Origin of the sequence: Tenacibaculum insulae, from assembly GCF_964512435.1 — a bacterium.
In the GTDB taxonomy this organism is placed as follows: Bacteria; Bacteroidota; Bacteroidia; order Flavobacteriales; family Flavobacteriaceae; genus Polaribacter; species Polaribacter insulae_A.
In genome coordinates, this window is record NZ_OZ208512.1 from 1,313,285 (window position 1) to 1,334,514 (window position 21,230).

The following is a 21,230-nucleotide window of genomic DNA, read 5'->3' on the forward strand; positions in this document are numbered from 1 at the left end:
AAAAATACAAAGAGCCAAGAATAACTTCTTGGTTCTTTTTTTATACAAATGAACAAAGACGAGCTTTTAAAAGCAATAGAAAAAAAGTACGATAAATTGGGTGTTCCGTTAGAAACCATGCTAGAAGGTTTATTACACAGCACTCCAATTACGTATTGGGATTATATTCAAACCGATGCTTTATTAGGATTACAAATTCCACGAACTACCGAAAAAGATGAGATGGTTTTTATCATGTATCATCAAGTAAATGAGTTGTTGTTTAAAATGATTTTGTGGGAAATAGATCAAATTTCATTGACTAAAGAAGCAATTTCTGCAGAAAAATTTTCAAAACATTTAATGCGAATCAGTCGTTATTTTGACATGCTTTGTAGTTCATTTAGTGTGATGGGAGAAGGAATGGATGTAGAGCAATATTTAAAATTTAGAAATACGTTAGCACCCGCAAGCGGATTTCAAAGTGCGCAATACCGTAAAATTGAATTTGCTTCAACAGAATTAATCAACTTAATTGATGCGCGTTTTAGGGACACAATTGATAGAGGATCTTCTTTTAAAAATGCGTTTGAACATTTGTATTGGCAAGCTGCAGGTAAAAATCATCAAACAGGAGAAAAATCGATTTTAATTCAGTTATTTGAAGAGAAATATATGGGAGATTTTATCGACTTTATGGAAGATTATAATGATTGTAATTTGTCTAAAAAGTTTCAACAATTACCCGAAGATGTTCAAAAAAACCCTGATTTAATCAAAGCAATGCGTCATTACGATTATACAGTAAATGTAAAATGGGTGATGGCTCATTACAATGCTGCTGGAAAATATTTGGGCGGAGGAGATAAAGATTTAGAAGCAACTGGCGGAAGTAATTGGCGTAAATACATGCATCCAAAATATCAAAAAAGAATTTTCTTCCCTTATTTATGGAGCGAAGAAGAACTTAAAAATTGGGGAACTTTTTAAGTTCAATTATCCATCTAAAAAAAGCTGTTTGATTTTTAAATTGAACAGCTTTTTTGTGTTTGGAACAATAATTGTCTAACTTTTTTCATAAGTTTGAATATCATGAAGAGAAAAATAGTTATCATTTCAGTACTTTTTTTTACCATAATTACTTTTGGTCAAGAAAAAAAAGTTGCATTTAAAGATGGAGAATGGCTTAAATTTAAAATGAGTTATAGCGGATTTTTAAAAGCAGGTAATGCAACATTGTCGTTAAAGGAAGAAGATTTAAATGGTAAAAAAGTATTTCATGCTACAGGAAAAGGTTGGACTACTGGTATGATTAAGTGGTTTTTTAAAGTAAAAGATAACTACCAATCGTATTTTGATGTAGATACAGGTAAACCGTATTTATTTAAAAGAAAAATAAACGAAGGAGGTTATAAAAAAAACTTACAAATAACTTTTAATCAGCAAGAAAAAAAAGCTCATGTTGAAGATTTTATAAAAAAAAGAAATCTTGAGGTTCCTGTAAATTCACCACAAGATATGATTTCTATCTACTATTTTTTAAGAAATTATAACACCAAAGGAATGAAAAAAGGGGAGGAAATAAAGACTGAGGTGTTTTTAGATAATAAAAGTTTTGAGTTTAAATTACGTTTTTTAGGAAATGAAATATTAAAAACGAAGTTTGGAAAAGTGAACACTCAAAAATTTAGACCAATTGTGCAATCTGGTAGAGTTTTTAAAGAAAAAGAAAGTGTAACAATCTGGATAACAGATGACTATAATAAGATACCCGTAAAAATTCAAGCATCTTTATCTGTGGGATCTCTTCGTGCAGAATTGTCGGAATATAAAGGATTAGCAAATCCTTTTGGTAAAGGATTTAATTAAAATTAAATAAGTTGTTTACTTATTGTTAAAGTGCAATAAACAAAAGGTTTTATTTGTATTTTTGCTGATAAACTAAAATTTAAACAGCTTTCTTTGAAAAAATATATTTTCCTTTTTCTTGTTTTTTGCCTCTTTTTTTCTTGTAAAGAAGAGAAACCGCCAGTAATTAAACTTCCAGTTAAAATAGAAAAACCTAAGCCAGTTTATCTTTTTGGATTTAATTTAGATCATTATAATTTAATAAACGATACTATTAAAGATGGGGAAAGTTTTGGACTTATTTTAGATAGATATCATGTAATGTATCCTAAAATTAATAAAATAGCAACGGTAATTAAAGATACTTTTGATGTTAGAAGAATCCGGTCAGGAAAGGAATATACTGTTTTAGCATCTAAAGATTCACTTCAAAAAGCACAGGTTTTTATATATAAACATAATAAAGTAGATGCAACAATTATTAATTTTAAAGATTCTATTATAGAAGCTTATAAAGTTCGAAAAAAAATTAAAATAGTAGAGAAAGAAGTTGCAGGAAAAATATTTTCAAACTTATCTTTAACGATGGATAGTTTAGGTTTAAAACCAACTTTAACAAATTCGGTTGCTGATATTTATGCATGGACACTGGATTTTTATCGACTACAAAAAGGAGATGATTTTAAGTTAATTTACGAAGAAAAATTTATTAATGATACTACTTTTGTTGGTTATGGAGAGATTAAAGCAGCAGTTTTTAAGCATAAAGGTGAGGATTTATATGCCTATAAATTTGTTGGAGATTCTATAAGAAAGATTCCTGAATTTTATGATGAAAAAGGAAATATGTTACGTAGAGCATTTTTAAAATCACCAATAAAGTTTCAATACAGAGTTTCGTCAAGGTATAATTTAAGAAGAAAAATAGCACTTTATGGTAGAGTACGTGCCCATAGAGGAACCGATTTTGCAGCTAAATACGGAACGGAAATTATGGCAACCGCAAGCGGAACAGTTGTTGAATCTAAAAGAAGAGGCGGTAATGGTAATTATGTAAAAATAAAACACAATAGTACTTATTCTACCCAATATTTGCATATGAAAAAACGAAATGTTCGTGTAGGAGATTACGTAAAGCAAGGAGATGTAATCGGTTGGGTTGGTATGACCGGAAATACCAGCGGACCCCATGTGTGTTATCGTTTTTGGAAGTACGGAAAACAGGTAGATCCTTTTAGAGAAAAACTTCCATCGGCAGAACCTTTAGATCCAAAAATGAAACCAGCTTATTTTAAATTTATCAAGCCGATAAAAAATCAATTAGATTCTATAAAATTACCTATAAAGAAGGATATATTACCCGTTTTTAAGATTCCTTCAACTAAAAAAGAAATATTGCTTAAACACTAATTATGCCTTTACAAAATATCAATCCAACTGAAACTGAAGCTTGGAAAAAATTAACCGAACATTTTAGTGAAGCAAAAAACTATGAGTTAAAAGCGCTTTTTAGAATGGATAAAAACAGAAAAGAAAATTTTTCTATTTCATTAGATGAATTTAAGCTTGATTATTCTAAAAATCATATTACTCAAAAAACAATCGATTTATTAATTTCTTTGGCAGAAGAGAGTAAGTTAAAAGAGGCAATTGCTAAATATTTTTCAGGAGATAAGATAAATGTAACTGAGGATAGATCAGTTTTACATACAGCGTTAAGAAGTAGTTCTAATGATGCTATTTTTGTTGAAGGAAAAGATGTGAAACCTAAAATTCAAACTACTTTAAGAAAAATAAAAACCTTTAGCAATAAAGTAATTTCAGGGAAATGGAAAGGCTACACAGGTAAGTCAATTACCGATGTTGTAAATATTGGAGTAGGAGGATCAGATTTAGGTCCAAGTATGGTGGTAGAAGGGTTGCAATTTTATAGAAATAAACTAAATACACATTTTATATCAAATATTGATGGAGATCATGTTGCTGAATTATTAAATAAATTAAATCCAGAAACCACATTATTTATAATTGTTTCAAAATCATTTACTACAGACGAAACGATTACAAATGCAAATACAATTAGAAATTGGTTTTTAAAATCGGCAATAGTTTTTGATGTTGCAAAACATTTTGTTGCGGTTTCTTCAAATATTGAAAAAGCGGTAGATTTTGGAATTGATAAAAAAAATATTTTCCCAATGTGGAATTGGGTTGGAGGTAGATTTTCTTTATGGTCAGCAGTAGGTTTGTCGATTAGTTTATCTATTGGATTTGATAATTTTAAAGAATTATTAAATGGAGCTGAAGAAGTAGATGAACACTTTAAAAATACTGATTTTAAGAATAACATCCCTGTTATATTAGGGTTATTAGGAATCTGGACAAATAATTTCTTTAAGTGTGAAACTGAAGTTATTCTACCGTATACTCAATATTTATCAAAGCTTCCTGCTTATTTACAACAAGCTATTATGGAAAGTAACGGAAAAAGTGTTGATAGAAACGGTAAAGAGGTAACTTACCAAACAGGGAGTGTTGTTTGGGGAGCTGTAGGTACCGATATGCAACATGCTTTTATGCAGCTAGTACATCAAGGAACAAAATTAATACCAGCTGATTTTATTGGATTTGAAGAGTCTTTACATGGTTTAACGGCGCATCATAAAAAATTAATGGCAAATTACTATGCTCAGATGGAAGCTTTAGCCTATGGTAAAACAAAAGAAGAAATTCATTTAGAACTGAAAACGGAAAATCAATTAGATAAAATAAATCAATTATTACCTTACAAAGTTTTTAAGGGAAATCGCCCAAGTAATTCACTTTTACTTAAAAAGTTAACACCAAAATCTTTAGGAATGCTAATTTCTACTTACGAACATAAAATTTTTACTCAAGGTGTAATATGGAATATTTATTCATACGATCAATTTGGAGTTGAATTAGGTAAAGAACTTGCTAAAAAAATATTAATTAATTAAGTTTAAGTTGTTTTTAGTGTTTTATTTCTAGATAATTAATGTTAAGATGTTGTTAAAAACTTAACATTAAGTTAATATTAAAGGAGGGTAAAAGCAAGACCTTTGCGCTGCATTTAATAACAATTTAGATTAGAAATGAAAAAACTTAAAAATGTTTTACTAATAGCACTGTTTTTTACAGTAGCTACAGTTTTAGGACAAACTAAAATTACTGGTACAGTGGTTGACGAAATGGGTGAGCCATTACCAGGAGCTAATGTTGTCGTTAAGGGAACTACAAACGGAATAGCAACTGACTTTGATGGAAAGTTTACGCTAAGTGCTAAAAAATCTTCAGGATTTGTAACTTTATCTTTTATAGGGTACATTAATAAGGAGGTAGCTTACTCAGCTTCAAATGCTAATTTAGGAACTATTGATTTGGCACCTTCAAATGTGTTAAACGAAATCGTAGTAACAGCAACTTCTTTTGCTATTGATAGAAAAACTCCAGTAGCAGTATCTACAATTAAAGCAGAAGATATTGAAACAAAATTAGGAACTCAAGAATTTCCTGAAATTTTAAAATCTACACCTGGTGTATACGCTACAAAAACAGGTGGTGGTTATGGAGATTCAAGAATTAACTTACGTGGTTTTAGATCAGAAAACGTTGCGGTTATGATTAACGGAGTACCAGTTAATGATATGGAAAACGGAGCTGTATATTGGTCTAACTGGGCTGGTTTATCAGACGTAACATCTGCAATGCAGGTTCAAAGAGGTTTAGGAGCATCTAAAGTAGCGGTGCCTTCTGTAGGGGGAACAATTAATATTATTTCTAAATCTACGGATGCTGAACAAGGAGGAAACGTAAAAATGTCAGTAGCTAATGATGGTTATTTTAAATACGGTATGACTTTGTCTACTGGATTAATGGATAATGGTTTAGCAATTACTGCTTCAGCTGCAAAAATCTCTGGAGACGGTTATGTAGAAGGACTTCAATTTAGTGGAGTTAATTACTTTTTAAATGTTTCTAAAGTATTAAACGATAATCATAAATTATCTTTTAATATTATTGGTGCTCAACAAGAGCATGGTCAAAGATATAACACAAGAACTATTGCACAAAATAGAGCAACAGAACAAGGTGGTCAAAGATTTAACCCAGATTGGGGTTATAGAAATGGTAAGGTAGAAAATATTTCAAAAAATGTTTATCATAAACCACAAATTTCTTTAAATCACGATTGGACTATTTCTGATAGAACTTTTGTAACAACTGCAGTTTATGCTTCATTTGGTTCGGGTAACGGTAGAAGACAAGAAGGAACTGGTAAATTTACCAATGATGATTACAGAATTGGAGATTTTGATACTCCTATTGATTTTGATAGAATTGTTGCAGAAAATAAAGCAAACGGAGCATTAGGTGCTACGGATGTATTTACAGCATCAGTAAACGAACATAAATGGTATGGTGTTTTATCTACTTTAAAAACAGAATTAACTGAAGGATTATCATTGTCAGCTGGTTTAGATGCTAGATATTACAAAGGGATACACTATTACGAAGTTACAGATTTATTAGGAGGTCAGTATTGGTTAAACTCTAAATCAAACGATAATAACTTCAACGAGCCATTAAAAGTTGGTGACCGTTATAATAGAGATTACGAAGGTAGAGTGTTAAACTATGGTGTTTTTGGTCAATTAGAATATTCTAAAGACGATATATCAGCTTTCTTATCTACTACAATTTCTAACACTACATATGGAAGATCAAGTTTTCTTGATGATTCATCTAATCCAAACGGAAACGTTTCGCCAGATGCTGACTTTTTTGGATTTGGAACAAAAGGTGGAGTAAACTATAATTTAGATGAAAAAAACAATGTATTTGTTAATGTTGGTTACTTTTCTAAAGCTCCTTTCTTAACAGGTAACGTATTTTTAAATAAAGAATCTGTTGAATTGAACAAAGATGCAATTAACGAAAAGATTTTTAGTGCAGAGATAGGGTACGGTTTTAGAAGCGAAAAATTCAATGCAAATGTTAACTTGTACAGAACTTCTTGGTTAGACAAATCGGTAACATCAAGAGTTCAAGATCCAGATAATCAAGGACAGTTTTTAGAAGCTAACTTACCAGGATTAGATGCTTTACACCAAGGGATAGAGATTGATTTTATTTACAAAATGACTGATAAACTTATCTTAAACGGTATGGCTTCTTTTGGAGACTGGACATGGCAAAGTGATGTAAGAGGTGAAATCTTTGATCAATCAGGAACATCAATTAAAACTGTAGAAGTTAACGCAACTGATTTAAAAGTATCAGATGCTGCACAAACTACTTGGTCTTTAGGTTTAAATTATAAAGCATTAGAAAAATCATCTATCTTTTTAGATTATAACTATGCTGGAGACCTTTATGCTAAAATGGATATTACAAGAAGTACTGATAGAAAAAACACTTGGCAATTACCAGAATATCATTTATTTGATTTAGGTGTTAGACATGGTTTTGATATTGCAGGTTTAGATGCAACTTTCTCAGGAAAAGTAAATAACATTTTTAACACTGAGTACATTTCAGATGCATTTGATGCAACTGAAAACATAAACGGAACAGAGGTTCATAACTCTACAAATGCAGGAGTATATTACGGAGCAGGTAGAACTTTCAGTTTAGGTTTAACAGTTAAATTTTAATAAATAAAACCATGAAAAAAATATTTTTATTATTAACAGTTTTTACAATGGTTTTCACTTCTTGTGAACCATTAGAAGACATCAACGCTAAAGTTGATGCACAAGATAATGCAATCGTTGGTGATGCTGAATATACATTAACAGATGACGATTATGATGCATTAGGTTTAAATTACGGAAGTTTTAACTCGGTAGATGATGCTAAAGAAGATATTCCAGGTTTGTTAACAGAAATGTACCCAGCATGGGGAAATAAATCTTCTGTTTTAGTTGGATATAAATTATATGTTGGAAGAGCTTTCGGATTAAGAAATTACGAATTAGGTTTAGAAGACTATAAATTAAGTGGAAGTGATATTTTAGGTTTCGAAAGTACTGTAAATCCAGCTACTTTTTTACCACAAATATTAGAAAACAACAACAGTTCAGCTAATGAAGGTGATTATGTTTCAGCAACATACAACCAATATACTGGTAGCACAACAGCTATTACACCATTAGTTTCTTTAGAAGAAAATTTTGATTACGGTGCAACGGCAGGAGATTTAACAACAATTTCAGCAGGAGCATGGGTAAACCATTCAGGAGCTTCTAACCAATTAATGTATGCTACAACAGGTTTATCTATGACAGATTATCCTTCAGATGCTGCAGGTGCGATGTCTTTATCTAATGCAGGTTCAGAAGATGTAAATAAAGCTTTTACTACTGATATTACATCTGGAATGGTATATTCTAGTGCTTTAATTAATTTAAGCGAAGTAGGTAATGGTACTTATTTCTTTCACTTAATGGAAGAAGATGGTAGTTATGCTTTTTCTGCAAGAGTTGGAGCAAAAAATGATGGGTCAGATAAAATTTTATTTGGTATCGGGGCTAGTTCAAGTTCATTAACATACGGTACTACATCATATGACTTAAATAAAACATATTTAGTAGTTGCTTCTTACAACACAAGTAATGGTGTTTCTAACCTATATGTATTAGATGCAGTTACAGATACTGAGCCAGATACACCAGAAGCTACCAATACAGGAAATGCAAATAACACTGCAAAAAGAATTGGTATACGTCAAGGTAATGGAGGACCAACAGGTACAGTTGATGGTATACGTGTAGCTAATACATGGTCTGCTATCATGAACAATGGTAGTTTACCTGATGAAATTGTTGGAGAAAAAATAGCTACAACAGTAATGTATACTTATGATAATGGAACATGGAAATTACCTTCAAGTGATTACTATTCTATAACTGAAGATGACTTCACATCAATGGGACTTACTAATTTTGGAAGTTCTAAACCAGCAGGAGATTATTTACCAACATTTTTAGGTATTAAATTTCCTTATGCACAAGATGGAGATGAGTTAGATGTAGTGTACAATTATGTATCTAGTTCAAGTGGAGCACAAGTAAGAGGAGATCATTACACAAAAACAAATGGTGTTTGGGAAGCTTATCAATCTACTATTGAAACAACATTACAGTTTGGTCACGATGGTACAACTTGGGTTCCAGATAACACTATTAAATATACTTTAATAAGAAATGGTGATTATGAGTATATGGCGTCTCAGTTAACCGATGCAGAATATGCAGGATTAATTGGTAACCTAGCTAATTATGGAGATTTTGACTACAACTGGTCAGATGCTCAAATTAACTATGCTTTAGCTATATTTTTAGATCATCATGATCCTACTGCTGCAGAAGGACAAAAATATTTATTATCATACGTAGTATATGATAATGGAGAAAATGTACACCAAAGATTATTTGAAAAAGTTGGTGGTGCTTGGGTAGTTAAATAACCAAACACAAAATAATATTTTAAAAACCACCTCTATCGAGGTGGTTTTTTTATGCATAAAAATTAGTACATTTACGCAGATTAAAAACGATTAAATTATGATAAAAACATTGCATTCTTATTGGGCATACATTGTAGTAGCAGTATTAATTTTTACAGTTGTAAACGCTGTGGTTGGATTGGTACAGAAAAAAGAATTTACACACAAAGAATTCCGTTTAGGTTTGTTTAGTTTAATAACATCACATATTCAGTTATTATTAGGATTTTTAGTGTATTTCGTAGGAGGTTTTCAAAAAGGACTAGGAAATATGAAAGATTCTGGAGTTAGATTATTAGCTTTAGAACATCCATTAATGATGATTATTGCAATCACTTTAATTACCATAGGCTGGTCTAAACACAAAAAACAAGTAAAAAGCGAAGCAAAGTTTAAAACCTTTACTATTTTTTACGGAATTGCATTATTACTAATATTATCAAGAATTCCTTGGAGTAATTGGTTTTAATTTAAATATATAGTCCCGCTTTCGCGGGATTTTTTATTTTTGTTCACTATTAAAAACATAAGAATGAAATTTTTAAGCTATATAATATCATCAATATTTGCATTGGTGTTTTTTATTTTACTATTAATATTCCATCCAATACAATGGTTAGGAGTAAAGTTATTTGGTCAAAAAGGACATCAAAATGTTGTTGATGTTATGAACTGGTTTTTAATAAAATCACTATTAATTTTAGGAGTTCGTGTACAGGTAGAAAACGAACAAGAATTACCAGAAAACACTACTTTAATATTTGTTTCAAACCATCAAAGTACTTTTGATATTCCTCCTATTATTTGGCATTTCAGAAAACATTATCCAAAATTTGTATCCAAAAAAGAATTAGCGAAAGGTATTCCAAGTATTTCATTTAATTTAAGACACGGTGGAGCGGCTTTGATAGATAGAAAAGATTCAAGACAAGCTTTGAGTGAATTGGCAAATTTTTCAAAAAAGATAAATAAAAATAAGTGGTCTGCAGTTATATTTCCTGAAGGAACAAGAAGCAGAAACGGTAAACCTAAGTCATTTTCGGTAAATGGGTTAAAAATGATTACAAAATACAATCCAGAAGCGTATATTGTGCCATTAACGATTAACAACTCTTGGAAAGTTTTTAAATACGGTAAATTTCCGCTAGGTTTAGGAAGCCCGATAAAAGTTAAGACACATCAGCCAATAAAAGTAAACAGTTTACCGTTTAATGAGTTGATAGCTAGTGTTGAAGAAACAATAAAAGAGTCGATAAACTAGAAACAAACAACAACAAATATATTATTATGTCATTACAAAATATCCGAAAGGAAGTAATGCAAACACTGGAAAAAAATATTGACAGTTTTGTAGATAAATTCTTAATACCCGCAGAAAAAATTTGGCAACCAACCGATTTTTTACCAAACTCTCAAAAAGATACTTTTATTACAGAAGTTGAAGAGATTAGAGAATTATCAAAAGAATTAGATGATGATTTTTGGGTGGTTTTAGTTGGAGATACAATTACCGAAGAAGCCTTACCAACATACGAATCTTGGTTATTAGATTTGGACGGAGTTTCGCAACAACCAGATAACGGGTGGGCAAAATGGATTCGTGCTTGGACTGCAGAAGAAAATCGTCATGGAGACGTTTTAAATAAGTATTTATACCTTTCTGGTAGAGTAAATATGCGAGAAGTAGAAATATCTACACAGCATTTAATTGCTGATGGTTTTGATATTGGTACTGCTACCGACCCGTATAAAAACTTTATTTATACCAGTTTTCAGGAATTAGCAACTTACATTTCGCACAATAATGTAGCAAAAATTGCTAAAAAGAAAGGACATAAAGCGTTAGCAAAAATGTCTAAAATTATCGCAGGAGATGAAATGCGTCACCATATTGCTTATGCTGATTTTGTAAAAGAAATTTTTAAAATTGATCCAAGTGAAATGATGTTGGCTTTTCAACACATGATGAAACACAAAATAGTAATGCCTGCAATGCATTTAAGAGAATCTTTTGGAGCTAAAGGAAGTTTATTTGATGATTTTTCTACAGTAGCACAAAGAGTTGGCGTATATACAGGTTTTGATTATGTAGATATTCTTAAAAAATTAAATACAGTTTGGGAAATTGATAAAATTACAGGCTTAACTCCAGAAGCAGAAAAAGCACGTGATTATTTAATGAAATTACCAGACAGAATGTATCGAATTACAGAGCGTATTGTAGTTCCGGATACTAAATTCGAGTTTAAATGGATGATTCCAGCATAAATAACAAAAAACGTCATTTCATTTGAAATGACGTTTTTTTATTGAAAAGTAAATTGGTCTTTATCTTCTAAAAAACGGAATCTATTTCGTGTTTTATTTTGATTTTCTTTGTCTAATTCAATTAACAAAGTAACTTCTTTATTGATGTTTTTAGCCAAACATTTACCTAACATATCAAAACCAACAGAGTTCCCGTTGTATTTATATCTGTTAGCATCCGTTCCTATTCTATTTACACCAATGGTGTAGCTCATGTTTTCAATTGCACGCGCTTTTAATAAGGTATTCCAAGCTTCAATTCTTGGCGTAGGCCAACTAGCAACATATAATAATAAATCGTAATTTTTAGTGTTTCTAGCCCATGCAGGAAATCGCAAATCATAACAAATAAGCGGACAAATTTTCCAACCTTTAAAATTGATTAAAACCTGCTCGTTACCAGCGGAAAAAACGGTGTGCTCGCCAGCCAATGTAAACAAATGTTTTTTATCATAAAAATCGATTTTACCAGACGGATGCGCAAAAATTAATCGATTAAAGTAAGTCTCTTTTTTAGCAGAGTTACACAAAGGCTCTTTAACAATTATGCTACCAGTTATCGCACAATTTTTTGAGAATGCTAAATTTCGCATCCAATTTACAGTTTTACCATCCATGGTTTCAACATTTTTTTCAGCATCCATCGTAAAACCAGTTGTAAACATTTCGGGCAGCACAACTAAATCAGTATTTGTAGGTAATTCGCGTATTTTTTTTTCAAAAACACGCCTGTTTTCGGTTGGGTTTTCCCAAATTAAATCCGATTGAATAAGTGCTACTTTAAGTTTGTTATGAGTATCCATTATTTAAAAATGAAATGATTATTCATATCAAAAATAAGATAAAAATTGTACTTTGGGTTGATTAAAAATTAGCTATGAATTCTTTTATTTCCGAAACTTTAGATGATATTTTGCAAACCACTAAATCATTTGAAGATGTTGTGTTTATACTGCCATCTCAAAGAGCAGGAGTGTTTGTAAAACAAATTTTTAAAAATAAAATTTTAGCAGGTTTTTTACCTGAAGTTTTAAATATTGGCGATTTTGTAGAAGAAATTGCTGAGATTAACAAAGCAGATTCGGTACAGTTATTATTCCATTTTTATACAATTTATAAGCAGATAGAGGAAAAACCAGATACGTTTGATGTTTTTTCTTCGTGGGCATTTACCGTTTTACAAGATTTTAATGAGGTAGATCAACACTTAATAAATCCGCGTGAAATTTTTGTGTATTTACGCGATGTTCATCGATTGCAAAAATGGTCGGTAAAAGGAGAGTTTAAAGAAACCGAATTAATGAAAGATCATTTCTCTTTTATGGAGAAATTAGAAAAATTATATGCAACTTTTTATCAATTTTTAATTGAAAAAAAAATAGGGTATCAAGGAGTTTTATATCGAGAAGCAACAAAAAAAGTTGCAGCTTTTATCAATAAAAATCAAGCTAAAAAGTATTATTTTATTGGTTTTAATGCGTTAAATGCTTCGGAAGAATTTTTATTTCAAGAATTTTTATCAGCAAAAAACACCAAAGTTTATTGGGATGTTGATAAAGGTTTTTATCAAGGAAATCACCAAGCGGGAAGTTTTCTTAGAAAGTATAAAAAGCAGTGGAAATATTATGAGAAAAATTCGATAGAAACCATTAAAAACTATTTTTCTGAAGCTAAAAATATTGAAGTAATTGGCGCATCAAAAAATATTACACAAATAAAACACGCGGGTGAAATTTTATCAAAATTACCAAACTACAACAATACAGCTTTGGTTTTGGCCGATGAAACTTTGTTACCAATTACTTTAAATTCGTTGCCAAAAAGTGTAGAAGCTATAAATATTACTATGGGATATCCGTTAAAAGATATTCCAACAACGAGTTTGGTTTTGGCAATTTTTCAGTTGTTTAATAATCAAGATAAACTACAAAAAAAACAGGTAAATGAATTTTACCATAAAGATGTAATTCGGTTTGTAAAAGATGCTTCAATTTATAAATTATTGCAAATTGATGAAGCTAATAATATAGCCGATGTTATTTCTAAAACCATTGTTAAAGAAAATAACACCTTTATTAGCAAAGATGAAATAACTACTTTTTTAGCTCCTTTAAATGCCAGTGTTAAAGAAATTATGAGCGCTGTTTTTACTCCGTTTTCAAGTATTTCGGAGTTTTTATCAAGAATAATTCAATTAATTAATTTGTTAAAAGACACTGCAAACGATTTAGAAAAAGAGTATTTATTTCGTTTTTACACTGCTTTTACCCAATTACAAAATTTACATATTGAGTTTAATTATGTGCAAGATTTAAAAACATTGCATCAGTTTTTTAAACAATTAATACAGTCTGAAAGTTTGTCATTTCAAGGAGAACCGTTACAAGGTTTGCAGTTAATGGGAGTGTTAGAAACGCGTGTATTAGATTTTGAAAATGTAATAATAACCTCAGTAAATGAAGGAGTTTTGCCTGCAGGAAGTCAGCAAAATACTTTTATCCCTTTTGATGCAAAAATAGCTTTCGGACTACCAACATATAAAGAAAAAGACGCGCTTTTTTCGTATCATTTTTTTAGATTATTACAAAGAGCTAAAAATATTTTTATACTATATAATACCGAGCACGATGTTTTTGGAAGCGGCGAAAAAAGCCGATTTGTTACGCAATTAGAAATGATGCGCGATGATATTACTGAAAAAATAATTAGTCCGAAAGTAGTAACGTCTTCTACCAATTTAAAAGAAATTGAAAAAAATCCACAAATTTTAGCACGTTTAAAAGAATTGGCTCAAAAAGGCATCTCACCCTCTGCTTTAACCAATTATTTGTACAATCCGATTGCGTTTTACAAACAAAAAATAGTAAGAATTAATGAGTTTGATAATGTTGAAGAAACGGTTGCAGCAAATACTATGGGAACGGTAGTTCATGATACTTTAGATAAACTATATCAACCTTATTTTGGTAAGTTTTTAAAACTGGATGATGTTCGTAAAATGCAACAACAATCAAAAGAATTGGTGTCTTTTTATTTTTCTGAACATTTTAAAAACGGAGATGTATCTACCGGAAAAAATAGATTGGTTTTTGAAGTTGCAAACAGGTTTGTTGAAAATTTTTTAAACAAAGAAATTGAGTTGCTAAAGGATAAAAATAATCAACTTAAAATTATTGAAACTGAGAAGAAAATATCCGCAGAAATAATTGTTGAAGGCATTGATTTTCCGATAAGAATACACGGCGAAGTAGATAGAATAGACGAGTTAAATGGTGTTACCAGAATTATAGATTATAAAACAGGAATGGTTGATGCAACTAAACTAAAGGTAACGGATTTTGCGAGTATTAGAGATTTAAAACATCATAAAGCAATTCAGGTAATGTTATATGCGTTTATTTATTGGCAAACTGAAAAAGCGACTATAAAAAATGGTTTTGAAGCGGGAATTATTTCTTTTAAAAATTTAAAAAGTGGATTTTTAAAAATGAATTTCTCATCTAATTATCGCACGCCTGATAACGATATAAATGAAGAAAGATTAGAGGAATTTATGAGTGAAATAAAATTATTTTTAAAAGAATTATACAATCCTGATCTTAATTTTATTGAACCTGCAGATTTACCTTATTAATTTTTTTTAAAAATAAAAAGAGTAAAAATAAATTTTACTCTTTTTATAAATTGTAAATATATTCCCCCCCAGAAGCATATTAACACAGTAAATATATTAAACGATTTAATAAATAAAGTGTAAATAATCGTAACGGTATTTTTCGTGTTTTACTAAAACTTCGTACTATAAATGAAGTTTTAGTAAAAAAATAAACTTTTAAGGATGCGCGTTTACCCAAACTTCACCATCTTCAAAATATTCTTTTTTCCAGATAGGTACGGTTTCTTTTAAAGTATCAATCGCAAATTGACAAGCGTCAAAAGCTGCTTTTCTGTGTGGCGAAGACACTGTAATAATTACCGGAATATCTTTTATTTGCAACAAACCTTCGGCATGATGAATGGCAATTTTTTTAATACTAAATTTTTTTAAAGCCAATTCAGCAATTTTTTGCATTTCTTTAATGGCCATTGGTTTGTATGTAGAAAAATCTAATTGCGTAACATTTTTATTTTGAGTAGCATCTCTCACGGTGCCAACGAAGACCGAAATTCCGCCACAAGCAGCATCTACTACAAAATCATAACATTCTTGTAAGTTTAATTTTTCAGAGGTTACTTTAATAGAAGTTGTATTCATAATTTATGATAAAATAACTTAAACAAAGATATAAGTTTGAAAACTCAAAATAGAGTAAACGAATTAGATTTAAATAATTATTTTTGTTGATAACAATAAACAAACACAACTTTTAATAAAAGTATATGAAAACATTAAATGATTTTAATTTCGAAAACAAAAAAGCACTAATCCGTGTAGATTTTAACGTGCCTTTAAATGATGCATTTGAAGTAACAGACGCTACAAGAATTCAAGCTGCTAAATCAACAATAATAAAAGTTTTAGAAGATGGCGGAAGTTGTGTGTTAATGTCGCATTTAGGCCGTCCGAAAGGAAAAGAAGATCAGTTTTCATTACGTCATATTGTAGATAAAGTAACCGAAATAATTGGCGTACAAGTAAAATTTGTTAACGATTGTGTTGGTGAAGAAGCTACAGAAGCGGTAGCAAATTTAAAAAGCGGAGAAATTTTATTATTAGAAAATTTACGTTTTTATGCCGAAGAAAAATCAGGAAATACTGATTTTGCAGCACAATTATCTAAATTAGGAGACGTGTATGTAAATGATGCTTTTGGTACAGCTCACAGAGCGCACGCATCTACAGCTGTTATTGCACAGTTTTTTGCCGAGAATAAATGTTTTGGTAATTTATTAGCAACCGAAATTGAAAGTATTGATAAGGTTTTAAACAACTCAGAAAAACCAGTAACTGCAATTTTAGGAGGTGCAAAAGTATCCTCTAAAATAGGAGTGATAGAAAATATTATAGAAAAAGTAGATCATATTATTGTTGGTGGTGGTATGACTTTTACTTTTATTAAAGCCTTAGGCGGAACTATAGGAAACTCGTTAGTTGAGGATGATAAGTTAGCATTAGCTTTGTCTATTTTAAAATTAGCAAAAGAAAAAAATACAGAAATTCATTTGCCTGTTGATGCAATTATTGCAGATGGTTTTTCTAACGATGCAAATACGCAAACGGTTGATACGAATAAAATTCCTGACGGATGGATGGGACTTGATTGTGGACCAGAAACTTCAGAGAAATTTGCAGCAGTAATAGCAAAATCGAAAACTATTTTATGGAACGGGCCTTTAGGGGTTTTTGAGTTAGAAAACTTTTCGAACGGAACTATTGAATTAGGAAATGCAATTGCTAAAGCAACCGAAAATGGAGCATTTTCTTTAGTTGGTGGTGGAGATTCTGTTGCAGCAGTAAAGCAATTTGGTTTTGGAGAAAAAGTAAGTTATGTTTCTACCGGTGGTGGAGCGATGTTAGAAATGTTAGAAGGAAAAACATTACCAGGAATTGAAGCGATTATTAATTAAACAATTTTTTAATATAACAATGTATCAATTTATTGTTTCATTGCTACATTAGTTCATTCATAAATTATTACAATGAAATACACAACACTACCAAATACTGATGTAAAAGTTTCTAAAATTTGTTTAGGAACCATGACTTGGGGAAATCAGAATACAGAAGCTGATGGACATGAACAAATGGATTATGCCTTAGAAAAAGGCGTAAATTTTTGGGATACGGCCGAGTTATATTCAGTTCCGGCAACTCCTGAAACTTACGGAGCAACGGAAAAAATTATAGGTTCTTGGTTTAAAAAAACAGGAAATCGTGATAAAGTTGTATTAGCAAGTAAAATTGCTGGCGGTGGTGATTACACAAAACACATTCGTACTGGTGGATTTACAAAGCAAAATTTAATTGATGCTGTTGAAGGAAGTTTAAAACGTTTAGAAACTGATTATATTGATTTGTATCAGTTACATTGGCCTTCTCGTGGTGTAAATTGTTTCGGAGTTCGTGATTATCCATACAAAACGGCAACGAAAGAAGCTGAAAATCACTTAGAAATTTTAGAAACAATGAGTCTGTTAGTACAACAAGGAAAGATAAAACACATCGGTTTATCAAACGAAACTCCTTGGGGAACTATGAAGTACTTACAAACTGCCGAGCAACATAATTTGCCAAAAATGAGCACCATACAAAATTCATATTCGTTAATTCATAGAGGTTACGAAGTAGGTATGAGTGAAGTTTCTATGAGAGAAAACATTGGTTTATTGGCATATTCGCCATTAGCACAAGGTGTTTTATCAGGGAAATATTTAAACGGTAAAACGCCAGAAGGAGCAAGAGGAACATTGTTTCCTCGTTTTATAGCACGTTATATGGGCGAAGGTTCTTTAAAAGCAGTAACTGAATATGAAAAACTTGCAAAAAAACACGGATTGTCACTTGCTGAATTGTCGTTGGCATATATTAATCAGTTGCCATTTGTAACTAGTAATATTATTGGAGCTACAAACATGAGCCAGTTAAAAGAAAATATCAATTCAATACATATTAATTTATCTGATGAGATTTTAGCTGAAATAGAAGCGATTCATGCAGTAATTCCAAATCCTGCACCATAATTAATTGGTAGTTTTCAATACAAAAAAATCCGAAGTAAAATTTTACTTCGGATTTTTTTATATTATAAATAGATAAAAAACTATTCTGCTATTTTCATTGCAGTTGCTTTAAAACGTTCGTTTTCTAGTTTTCCGGTAACTTCTACTTTTCTAACAACGTTACAAAAACCAATTTTTTTGTCGTGAGCATCTCCAAAATCATCAATACTAGCACCATCAACAAAATAGGCTTTACCATCAACTTTAATTGCTAAATCACATCCGTTTTGACTTTCTAAGCCAAATTTACATTGTCCGCAAGAAGCATCAGCTATAAATGTTTTTTCTTTAGGTTGTGAGCAAGCTAACATTCCTAAAAGAAATAAAAAGAGTAAATTTTTCATGATATATTATTTTTAAAATTATTAATATCCAATTTTAGCACGCGTTCTTGATAAAACTTCTGTAGCTACTTTTTTTGCTTTTTCGGCACCAATAGTTAAAGCTTCATCAATTTCGTGTTTGTTTTCCATATAATGATTGTATTTAGCACGAACATCAGCAAATTTATCTAAAATTAGCTCATATAAAGCTTGTTTTGCATGTCCGTAACCATAATTACCACCTTCGTAATTCGCGCGCATTTCTGCAATTTGAGCATCAGAAGCTAATAATTTATAGATAGCAAAAACATTATCAGTATCTGGATTTTTAGGTTCTTCAAGCGCTTTGCTATCGGTTTGAATTCCCATAATTTGTTTGCGTAATTTTTTATCTGCCAAGAAAATATTGATAAAATTATTTCTTGATTTACTCATTTTTTCACCATCAGTTCCAGGAACTAATTTTGTGTTTTCGTTAATTTTAGCTTGTGGTAATACTAACGTTTCACCAACTACATTATTTAATCTGCTGGCAACATCGCGAGCCATCTCTAAATGCTGTAATTGATCTTTACCAACAGGTACAAGTTCTGCATCATACAATAAAATATCTGCAGCCATTAACATTGGGTAGGTAAATAATCCGCTATTAACATCGGCTAAACGATCAGCTTTATCTTTAAAACCATGTGCTAAAGTTAAGCGTTGGTAAGGGAAAAAACAGCTTAAATACCAAGATAGTTCTGCAACTTGCGGAATGTCGCTTTGGCGATAAAAAACGGTTTTGTTAATATCAATTCCACACGCAAGCCAAGTAGCAGCTACACTATAGGTGTTTTCTCTTAATTCGTTACCATCTTTAATTTGTGTTAACGAATGCATATCTGCAATAAAAATAAACGATTCGTTTTTAGAATCATTTGCCATTTCAATAGCGGGTAAAATTGCGCCTAATAAATTACCTAAGTGTGGAGTTCCTGTACTTTGTACTCCAGTTAAAATTCTTGACATGTGTCTGTTTTAAAAAAATTATGTAAGCAATGCTTACGACTACTTGATTATAGCAAAAATAAGCTTAAAATTGGTGAAACGAAAGAAATTACTACATTCGCATTCATGAAATATATACTTTTTCCTTTTCGATTAATTTGGCGAATTTGGTTTTACTTTTTAATTATAATTTCTGTATTAATAATGGCTCCTTTTTTGTTGGTGCTTTTATCAGATGAAAAATATTACCATGCTTTTTGGAAATTAATGAGAATTTGGTCTTTTTATCTGATTTACGGAATGGGTTTTAGGTTAAAAAAAGATAAAGAGCAAAAGCCTTTGCCAAACAAAAGTTATGTTTTTATTGCAAATCATGCTTCTTTATTAGATCCTTGGATTATGATTGCGATGAATAAAAATCCGTTATTATTTGTAGGAAAAAAAGAATTGGTAAAACTACCAATATTTGGATTTTTTTATAAAAAAGCAGTCGTAATGGTAGATAGAAGCGATCCTAAAAGTAGAAAAGAAGTGTATGCTCGCATAAAAAAACGATTAGACGACGGATTAAGCATTGCTATTTATCCTGAAGGATTAGTGCCAACTGAAAATGTTGTTTTGGCACCTTTTACCAACGGAGCTTTTAGTTTAGCGATACAATATCAAATGCCAATTGTTACACAAGTGTACTATGATGCAAAGCGCTTATTTTCTTGGGATTTTTTTAAAGGACACCCAGGAATATTTAGAGTAAAACAATTAAAGTTTATTAACACAAAAGGTTTAACGATTGATGATAAAGAGTTATTAAAAAAACAATCTTTTACTTTAATGTACAATGAATTGATAAATGATAAGTTGTATATGCAAGATACAAATCAACCTAATAATGAACGAGAATTTAAATCACCATTATAGTACTACTGAAGAAAAACTTAATGTTTTAACTCACGGGTTTGGGTTGCTACTAGCTTTAATTTCGTTGCCTTTTTTAATTTTAAAAGCGAAGGAATTTGAAGCGTTTTGGCAAGCAAGTAGTTTTATTATTTATGCGTTTAGTTTAATTGTTTTATATGCAGCATCAACTTTTTACCATGCCGCTAACAAACCAGCACTTCGCCGAAAACTTAATATTTTTGATCATGCAGCAATTTACGTGTTAATTGCAGGTAGTTATACACCGTTTTGTTTGGTAACCTTGCCAGAAAAATCAGGTTGGTATCTTTTTATTTTTGTATGGATTTTTGCTTTAGTAGGCGTAATTTTAAAACTTTTTTTTACGGGTAAGTTTGATAAATTATCAACCGCATTGTATTTAATAATGGGATGGCAAGTAGTTTTTTTGATAAAACCTTTAATGAATAATTTATCTTCAGACGGATTGTTTTATTTAATTTCTGGCGGTGTTTTTTATACGATAGGCGCTATTTTATATTCGATAAAAAAAATACCGTACAACCACGCTATTTTTCATGTTTTTGTGCTTTTAGGAAGTTTTAGCCACTTTTGGGCAATTTATAAATATGTGTAGT

The 21,230-nt window shown here is 30.7% G+C and carries 18 protein-coding genes; 14 read left to right on the forward strand and 4 right to left on the reverse strand.

The window, feature by feature from the left end; all coding sequences use genetic code 11:
- Positions 1–48: 48 nt before the first annotated feature.
- The 9 genes from ACN5J5_RS06100 (at position 49) to ACN5J5_RS06140 (ending at position 11,626) form a co-directional block, all read left to right on the forward strand.
- A complete protein-coding gene (locus ACN5J5_RS06100; protein ID WP_418646419.1) occupies positions 49–969 on the forward strand; it encodes a tryptophan 2,3-dioxygenase family protein in 921 nt (306 codons plus the stop codon).
- A gap of 102 nt (positions 970–1,071) precedes the next feature.
- Complete coding sequence (locus ACN5J5_RS06105) at positions 1,072–1,848, forward strand: DUF3108 domain-containing protein (RefSeq protein WP_418646420.1); 777 nt, start codon at positions 1,072–1,074, stop codon at positions 1,846–1,848.
- A 93-nt stretch (positions 1,849–1,941) separates the two neighbouring features.
- Positions 1,942–3,237 carry a peptidoglycan DD-metalloendopeptidase family protein gene (locus ACN5J5_RS06110; protein ID WP_418646421.1) on the forward strand — a complete coding sequence of 432 codons (1,296 nt, stop codon included), beginning with the start codon at positions 1,942–1,944 and terminating at the stop codon, positions 3,235–3,237.
- Positions 3,238–3,239: 2 nt separating this feature from the next.
- Positions 3,240–4,808, forward strand: coding sequence for a glucose-6-phosphate isomerase (gene pgi / locus ACN5J5_RS06115; RefSeq protein WP_418646422.1), 1,569 nt, complete (start codon positions 3,240–3,242; stop codon positions 4,806–4,808).
- Positions 4,809–4,943: 135 nt separating this feature from the next.
- Positions 4,944–7,505 carry a TonB-dependent receptor gene (locus ACN5J5_RS06120; RefSeq protein ID WP_418646423.1) on the forward strand — a complete coding sequence of 854 codons (2,562 nt, stop codon included), beginning with the start codon at positions 4,944–4,946 and terminating at the stop codon, positions 7,503–7,505.
- An 11-nt stretch (positions 7,506–7,516) separates the two neighbouring features.
- Entirely contained in the window at positions 7,517–9,319 is a 1,803-nt protein-coding gene (locus ACN5J5_RS06125) for a hypothetical protein (protein WP_418646424.1), read from the forward strand.
- A gap of 97 nt (positions 9,320–9,416) precedes the next feature.
- Positions 9,417–9,827: a hypothetical protein gene (locus ACN5J5_RS06130; protein WP_418646425.1), complete on the forward strand. Its 411-nt coding sequence runs from the start codon at positions 9,417–9,419 to the stop codon at positions 9,825–9,827.
- A 63-nt stretch (positions 9,828–9,890) separates the two neighbouring features.
- Positions 9,891–10,619 (forward strand): lysophospholipid acyltransferase family protein, encoded by a 729-nt coding sequence (locus ACN5J5_RS06135; RefSeq protein WP_418646426.1) that lies wholly within the window; start codon positions 9,891–9,893, stop codon positions 10,617–10,619.
- Between the two features lie 26 nt (positions 10,620–10,645).
- A complete protein-coding gene (locus tag ACN5J5_RS06140; RefSeq protein ID WP_418646427.1) occupies positions 10,646–11,626 on the forward strand; it encodes an acyl-ACP desaturase in 981 nt (326 codons plus the stop codon).
- A 38-nt stretch (positions 11,627–11,664) separates the two neighbouring features.
- Here the strand turns inward: ACN5J5_RS06140 and ACN5J5_RS06145 are convergent, their stop codons facing one another.
- Complete coding sequence (locus tag ACN5J5_RS06145; protein WP_418646428.1) at positions 11,665–12,468, reverse strand: amidohydrolase; 804 nt, start codon at positions 12,466–12,468, stop codon at positions 11,665–11,667.
- 74 nt (positions 12,469–12,542) lie between these two features.
- On the opposite strand from ACN5J5_RS06145, the gene ACN5J5_RS06150 reads away from it, so the two are divergent.
- Positions 12,543–15,299, forward strand: coding sequence for a PD-(D/E)XK nuclease family protein (locus ACN5J5_RS06150; RefSeq protein ID WP_418646429.1), 2,757 nt, complete (start codon positions 12,543–12,545; stop codon positions 15,297–15,299).
- Positions 15,300–15,497: 198 nt separating this feature from the next.
- Here ACN5J5_RS06150 and ACN5J5_RS06155 read toward each other — a convergent pair whose 3' ends face one another.
- Positions 15,498–15,920, reverse strand: a complete 423-nt coding sequence (locus ACN5J5_RS06155; RefSeq protein WP_418646430.1) for a molybdenum cofactor biosynthesis protein MoaE — start codon at positions 15,918–15,920, stop codon at positions 15,498–15,500.
- Between the two features lie 125 nt (positions 15,921–16,045).
- Here ACN5J5_RS06155 and ACN5J5_RS06160 point away from each other — a divergent pair, with 125 nt between their 5' ends.
- The gene (locus tag ACN5J5_RS06160) at positions 16,046–17,233 is read left to right on the forward strand and encodes a phosphoglycerate kinase (RefSeq protein ID WP_418646431.1); all 1,188 of its coding nucleotides are present in this window, start codon (positions 16,046–16,048) and stop codon (positions 17,231–17,233) included.
- A 72-nt stretch (positions 17,234–17,305) separates the two neighbouring features.
- The gene (locus ACN5J5_RS06165) at positions 17,306–18,346 is read left to right on the forward strand and encodes an NADP(H)-dependent aldo-keto reductase (RefSeq protein WP_418646432.1); all 1,041 of its coding nucleotides are present in this window, start codon (positions 17,306–17,308) and stop codon (positions 18,344–18,346) included.
- A gap of 80 nt (positions 18,347–18,426) precedes the next feature.
- Here the strand turns inward: ACN5J5_RS06165 and ACN5J5_RS06170 are convergent, their stop codons facing one another.
- Together ACN5J5_RS06170 and trpS are read right to left on the reverse strand one after the other, a co-directional pair.
- Complete coding sequence (locus ACN5J5_RS06170) at positions 18,427–18,729, reverse strand: DUF6370 family protein (RefSeq protein ID WP_418646433.1); 303 nt, start codon at positions 18,727–18,729, stop codon at positions 18,427–18,429.
- A gap of 21 nt (positions 18,730–18,750) precedes the next feature.
- Entirely contained in the window at positions 18,751–19,719 is a 969-nt protein-coding gene (gene trpS, locus ACN5J5_RS06175) for a tryptophan--tRNA ligase (protein ID WP_418646434.1), read from the reverse strand.
- A 105-nt stretch (positions 19,720–19,824) separates the two neighbouring features.
- Between trpS and ACN5J5_RS06180 the strand changes: the two genes are divergently transcribed.
- Positions 19,825–20,616: a lysophospholipid acyltransferase family protein gene (locus ACN5J5_RS06180; RefSeq protein WP_418646435.1), complete on the forward strand. Its 792-nt coding sequence runs from the start codon at positions 19,825–19,827 to the stop codon at positions 20,614–20,616.
- Positions 20,588–21,229 (forward strand): PAQR family membrane homeostasis protein TrhA, encoded by a 642-nt coding sequence (trhA, locus tag ACN5J5_RS06185; RefSeq protein WP_418646436.1) that lies wholly within the window; start codon positions 20,588–20,590, stop codon positions 21,227–21,229. Before ACN5J5_RS06180 ends, trhA begins: the two co-directional genes overlap by 29 nt.
- The last annotated feature ends 1 nt before the right edge of the window (position 21,230 follow it).